At 39.9% G+C, this 6137-nt stretch carries 6 protein-coding genes; all 6 read right to left on the reverse strand.

Annotation, left to right across the window (positions count from 1 at the left end):
* Positions 1-50 precede the first annotated feature (50 nt).
* A complete protein-coding gene (locus tag BUB85_RS15825) occupies positions 51-854 on the reverse strand; it encodes an ATP-binding protein (protein ID WP_200803584.1) in 804 nt (267 codons plus the stop codon).
* Positions 847-1542 (reverse strand): transposase, encoded by a 696-nt coding sequence (locus tag BUB85_RS15830; RefSeq protein WP_073112271.1) that lies wholly within the window; start codon positions 1540-1542, stop codon positions 847-849. Before BUB85_RS15830 ends, BUB85_RS15825 begins: the two co-directional genes overlap by 8 nt.
* A 77-nt stretch (positions 1543-1619) precedes the next feature.
* A complete protein-coding gene (locus BUB85_RS15835) occupies positions 1620-2624 on the reverse strand; it encodes a tyrosine-type recombinase/integrase (protein ID WP_073112273.1) in 1005 nt (334 codons plus the stop codon).
* On the reverse strand, positions 2617-3597 hold the full coding sequence (locus BUB85_RS15840; RefSeq protein ID WP_073112275.1) for a tyrosine-type recombinase/integrase: 981 nt from the start codon (positions 3595-3597) through the stop codon (positions 2617-2619). The genes BUB85_RS15835 and BUB85_RS15840 overlap by 8 nt, the downstream gene beginning before the upstream one ends.
* Positions 3594-4826 carry a tyrosine-type recombinase/integrase gene (locus tag BUB85_RS15845; RefSeq protein WP_073112277.1) on the reverse strand — a complete coding sequence of 411 codons (1233 nt, stop codon included), beginning with the start codon at positions 4824-4826 and terminating at the stop codon, positions 3594-3596. The genes BUB85_RS15840 and BUB85_RS15845 overlap by 4 nt, the downstream gene beginning before the upstream one ends.
* A 146-nt stretch (positions 4827-4972) precedes the next feature.
* Positions 4973-5614: a hypothetical protein gene (locus tag BUB85_RS21795; RefSeq protein ID WP_073112279.1), complete on the reverse strand. Its 642-nt coding sequence runs from the start codon at positions 5612-5614 to the stop codon at positions 4973-4975.
* Positions 5615-6137: the final 523 nt, after the last annotated feature.

The raw sequence follows: 6137 nt of genomic DNA on the forward strand, positions 1-6137 counted from the left end.
AACCAATTCCAGCCGGACAGAAAAAGCCAGTACACCAGCTTTTCCTTTCTTTAATTCTTTGCTTTTGGTAATGCTGATGGTTCCCCAGCAGATATTGCTATGGTTTCACAGTTACGACCACGGTAGCTGTTTCCTTTGATCATAAATACGGTAGCATCATCAAAAATGCGATCCAAAGCACATAGCAGTGACGAATCCTCATTGAAGAATTCTCCCCACTTATCAGGACCTTTGTTGCTGGTAAAGATCATGGTGTTTGGACCTTCTTTGTTGTATCTGCGGTCAATGACATCGAAGAACATTCTCGTGTTTTCTTTATCAAACACACATCGTCCAACTTCATCTATAATAAGACAGGATGGTTTCACCAAGCCGTTGATAGTGGAGCTTTCCCTGCCATATTTACGGGCATCTGTCAGCCGTTGGTTCAATTCTGTTGCTTTGAGAAAGTATGCCTTTAAACCAAGCTCACAGCACTGGCAGCCATAGGCCATCGCAAGATGCGTCTTACCAACGCCCTGTGGTCCGATAAAGGCGAGATTTTTATGTGCATAGAGTGCTGACAATGAAGCAAGGCTCTTTAACGTTTCAACCTGTTTTCCATGAAGCTGATCAAAATCAAATCCTTCAAATGTTTTTGGCTCTTTTAATGGCAGACGGCTTAGCCGAAGGAGTGTTGAGATAATGCTTTCACTTTTCTTTTGCTTTAAATAAGCAAGAGTCTCAGCTATGGCCTGAATACTTTCATCATTCATCTGCTGTTCCATGGCAAACTGAGCCATTTCCTGTGCGCAAAGATCAAGGCTTAAATATTTCGCAGAATCTTGGATCTGCTCAAAGATAGAATCATTCATCCCACAGGCCCTCCTCAAAGTTAAATCTGCTAAAACCAGAGTCATACGGAGGCGGATCGAGCTGCTGGATATGTACTTTTATCGGTGCAGTTGGAAGTTCTTCGGGCTGTTCTACCGCATATTGATCTTTACAGAAACTGTCACGACGACTCCATGTAACATCATGTGTAGTAAGTACCTTAGTCATTCTGCTATCGTAGACATAAAGGATATATCCATCTCTTTTTACACGGCAGGCTTTCTCTGTATACCAATAAGGAACACCAAATCGACGTCCTTCATAGTTTACAAATCCGTCAAAAGAAATTTTTCTTTCTGGACACAGATAATAAGATAATTCAATTGTTTCATCAAGTGTACATGCATGCTTCATGCATTGCTGTGAATGCTTCTCATTCGGAATACAGTCAACGGCTCTGTGGTAGCAGTTATTCTGTGCGTTGCACCATCTGATGGCTTCATAATTCAGATCAGTGATTTCGGTAAAGACACGACCTGGCAGGAAGTTATCTTTTACAAATCGTACCAGACGCTCTACGGCACCTTTGGTAAATGGATGTCTTGGCTTACACCGCTTTGTTTCAAAGCCGATATTGCCCATAAAGAGTTCATAATCCTTCTGCCAGATTGGATGTCCTTCATCATCACGTCTGATTACAACGCTTTTCATGTTTAATGTAAAGGACATGTTAATGTAAAGTCAGACGTTTCAATGAAGTCATGGCTTGCATTGTATGTATGTCGACTTTACATTAACGTTTGATACTATCCTAAAGAATCCAAGAAGGAAAGCAGATCATTCCGTTCATCTTGAGAAAAATACCCTAGACTTTCAGGGACTGTTTTCTCTGCTACTGATTCTATTGCCTTTCTGGTGACATCTGGATTCGTGGTTAAATAAATCTGTGTGGTCGCTATGGACTCATGACCGAGGAAGTCCCGAACATTGTATAAGTTCACTCCTCTTTCCACAAGGTGTGTGGCCTTACTATGACGAAGCCAATGTGGAGATACGGCTCCATCGATAATACCTGGTGTAGATTCGTTTGCCATTTTAGAATATTTTTGCAGTATATACCGGATGCCCTGCCGAGTTAAGCGTTCCCCTTTTTTATTACAAAATAGTGGTGAGTCTGACGTAAGGTGAAAATGCTTGATATATACGGATACGATTTTTTCCGTTTCACTTAGCAAGGGAATAGAGCGATATTTGTTTCCCTTGCCATGGACATATATCCTGCAGCACTGACCGGCATGAAAGTCAACGACATTGAGAGTAATGATCTCTTGGACTCTACAGGCAGAATCGTATATAAGTGATAAAAGTGCTAAATGGCGTAGCCCTTCATCCGACGATGAGTCAATTGAAGCCAGTAGCTGTTTTATAGCATTAGTGGACATACACGCAGGAGGTTTTTTATCCTCTTTTCCAAATGGGATATTCAGTATCTTCCGGCATTGCTCAGAATACTCCGGTGCGGTCATCAACACATATCGAAAGAATGATTTTATATGCGCCAGCCTTACATTTTTTGTAGATACACCATTTTTTCTGATATCTGCCAACCATGCAAGGAATTTTAGTACTATGTCATAGCTAACTTCCTCGATTTCTATCTTTGATATATCCGTATGGGATTCGGCCATGAATTTAAGAAACAGCCTGAAGGTGTCGCGGTATGATGAAATGGTGTTTGAACCGTAATTATGTTGTTTCATTAAGTACGACATAAAATAACGCTGGACATAAAAGGAGAAGTTTTCATTCATTGGCCACCTCCGGGAATAAATTCCCCAGGAAGGATTCCTGCTTGACGAAATCGTTATGTCCCTGTTCCGTGAAATGGATGTACTTTTCCGTATCCATGTAATTCACATGGCCAACATATGCGGCAAGTATTGGTATAGCGGTATAGATATTCATCCCACTGTTCAACATTTTTTCCAAACTTTTGGTGCAGAAAGTGTGCCGGATAGAATGGATATTTGGTGTCTTTCCATCTACCATGTAGATATTCGCTGTTCTAAACATCTTGGGAAACATATATTTCATAGCGTCATATGTAAGATGACTGCCAGTATAGGAGGAAGTGAAAAACGGCTTATCATCGTCAGCCATATCGATGGTTTTAGCATAGCGGCTAAGAACCATTTTCAAGCTGTTAGATACGGGGATGTATCTGGAAACTCCGTTTTTTCCATTGATTACCTTAATTACTCCGTTTGAGAGATCAACATCTTCTCTTGTCAGAGCTAGAACTTCTCCAATACGCATCCCGGTACCAATGAGAATTCTTACAAGTATCGGATAGATCTGCTGATGTACCTTGGATCTCCTTGCTGGTGGAAGTGTATCAGCCGCATTGACTAAACGCTGTAATTCCTCATCGCTGAAAATATATGGGCGGAATTCACATCTTACCGTTCGCATATATTTTGATGGAACAACGGCCGCATCAACTCCGAAAAGCACTAGGAAAGAGCAAAATTGCCGAAGGCTTGATGTCATGTATTGGCGTTCGATTTCACTTAATTCATCGTGTGGAGCCAATAATTCTTGTATCATCTGCTCAGATACATGATGTGTCTGATACCTATTAAGTGAATTATTCAGTTTCCTTAAACGGATTAATGTCGAATTGGCAACCTTTTCGCCTTTTCCACGCTTAAACTCTATGAATTTTTCGAAGTACGGTTTGAAGAAACCTTCTTCAAATTTAAGAAATTCCTTATCACTGATCATTTTTCTGGCACCTCCAATGCTGCTATTTTGAGGTGTTCAATATCAGACCAGACGTACGTCTTTGTGGATGCTGCGGATGTGTGCCCGAGGATTACGGCAATCTCATTTACCGGAGTTCCTGACTCAAAAAGAGTTGTAGCCAGACTATGTCTGAGCGAGTGCAGACCATGATGCTTTCCTTTTGTATCAACACCTGCAATCTTGAAGTAAGGATAAATCTTATCTCCAAAATGGTCATCCATTGAGTATGGAATATGCGGTTTTCTTAGTCGGATGAATATTTGTGGGTTATCTACTCTTGGGCGTGCATTTTTGATATAGTCAAGTAGCGCAAACAGTACTTCATCAATAATAGGAAGGGATACTTCTCTATGTGTCTTGAATTGTGTGACTGTTATAGTTCGTCCCTCCCAGTCGACATCATCAAAAGTCAGAGCCTTAATATCACTGGATCGTAGGCCATACACACATGCAAGTAGTATCATAAGGTAGACAGTTTTACCCCAAAGAGTATTTCTATTAACCGCGTTCAGAATACGTTTCACTTCTTCTACAGTGTAGAAGGAAGGCAACCTTTCATGCTTCCGGGAATGAATCCCTGTCAAAAAAGAACCCGGATCGAATGTTAACATCTCAGAGAACTCATCATAGGAGAAAAAGTTCCTGAGCGTGTATAAAAGAGAAGCCTTTCCTTGGGATGAGTACCTATCACTGAGCGAAGCAACGTAATCAGAAAATAACTCTGGTGTAATGTTTTCTATGGCAACACATCCCTTGACAGCCAAGAAAACAAAGAATGTTTTCATACGTCCGGAGCGGGTACGAATAGTTCCATTACTTTTTTGGTCTTCCTTCATAACTGTTTCATATCTGTCAAGTATATCTTGATATGATGCAGGACATTTAATCGAGTGGCTAACATACCTGCGTTTGGGAACTTCGTTATGAAAGAAATCTTGGATCATGCGTATAGACCTTGCGCATCTTTCTTTTGATTTTGATAGCGGTGCTTCAAACGGCGGTACTCCAACAGTCAGGCTATAGTATTCTTGAATAGCAAGCTCCGGCGGTGGCGAAGGATCCTTATCATTTACATACCGTTGAAACCCATCAGCAATCCGGATGTAGCTTTTAGCAACTATGGAGTCAGCCCCATAGTTTTGCGTGATGTGTTCTCGGAACTGCTGAATTGCATCGTATAGAGTATCATTATAACTGGAATCAATCATAGTAATTTCTCCTTTCTTATGATTGATCCCATTATGATCTATTAATGTAAAGTCGAGAAGCAAAAATAAGCGAGTTTTTAATGTTTTATTATTTTACTTTACATTAACAGTTTCTTTACATTAAATCTATAATGTAAAGCTTAACATTAGCAGTTGTCTGTCAGGATGTAATCAGGGATTCCCATATACAGAAAAGCATGAATCATTCCAATAAAAAGATTTTCCTGTTTGGCATTGGGAAAGAATTCAATATAACGTTGCCCACAACAGTGACAGATCATGGCGAAGCAAGCCACTTTAAAGGTACCACCGGTTGCTGTTTCTACCGTTACAAATCCCCAGTCCATCTGATAAGATTCACCAGGGTTGGTGTGGTAGCGTTGACCACGGCTTCCCTGTGGTGCAACAAGCTGTCTTTTAGGTGGAACAAGATCCTTGTGATTAGAAATATAATTTTTTACTATTGTCAGACCACCTTTAAAGCCATTTTCCTTGATACGATCAAAGCATACTGCAGAATTCGTGATACCTTTTTGAAGCAGGTCATCAATAATACCTGTGAATCCAGTTAAAAGAGTTGATTCTGCTTTTCTTCCGGTAAGTGCATGTGGCTGATCTACAAAGCCTGTAGATTTCAATCTACGAAGCTTTGCACGGGTGATTCCGGTTCGTCGTTCCAACTCAGCTAGATTGATTTTTTCAAGATCGAACTTTTCACCCTGTTCCTTCTTCATTTCATTGAGCGTTTGTGCTATTATTTCAGTTAAGTCATTGTGTTTTTCTCCCATTGTGATTTCTACTGATGTACTGGCATATATCAGTTTAGACCACGAAATGGAAAATACAATGGCTTTTTCTAGCTGACTATGTTTGGTTGTTTGTCGCCGACCCTAATTGGCTATTTCTAAGCGACTGTGGGTGGTTGAAACTACCCGACCCTAACATTTCTTCAATTTATTTATTGCTTTTTAGTAACTGTTCAGAACCCCCTTGGGGAACTAATTAATTTTTGTACAAAACAGAGAATTTTTAAAACCTGTTTTGCGATATTATTTCGGTAATTGGTGGATAACCAATTGTTTGTGATTGAATAATTTAATTCATTGTGGATTACTCTTTCAATCTTTCAAATAACTCTGATTCAAAGCCAAATTCTATGGCTTTTGAATATATTTAACAACAACTGAACATTGAAAAACATTACTTATCCACAGTCATTTTCACCATAGGTGAATCTATGTGAATTCGCTTTTTTCCTGAGTTTTTAGTACAATGGAGACATAAAACACAAGGAAGAAGGTGGTCTGAATG

The sequence above is a fragment of the Hespellia stercorisuis DSM 15480 genome (assembly GCF_900142165.1).
Classification (GTDB): domain Bacteria; phylum Bacillota; class Clostridia; order Lachnospirales; family Lachnospiraceae; genus Hespellia; species Hespellia stercorisuis.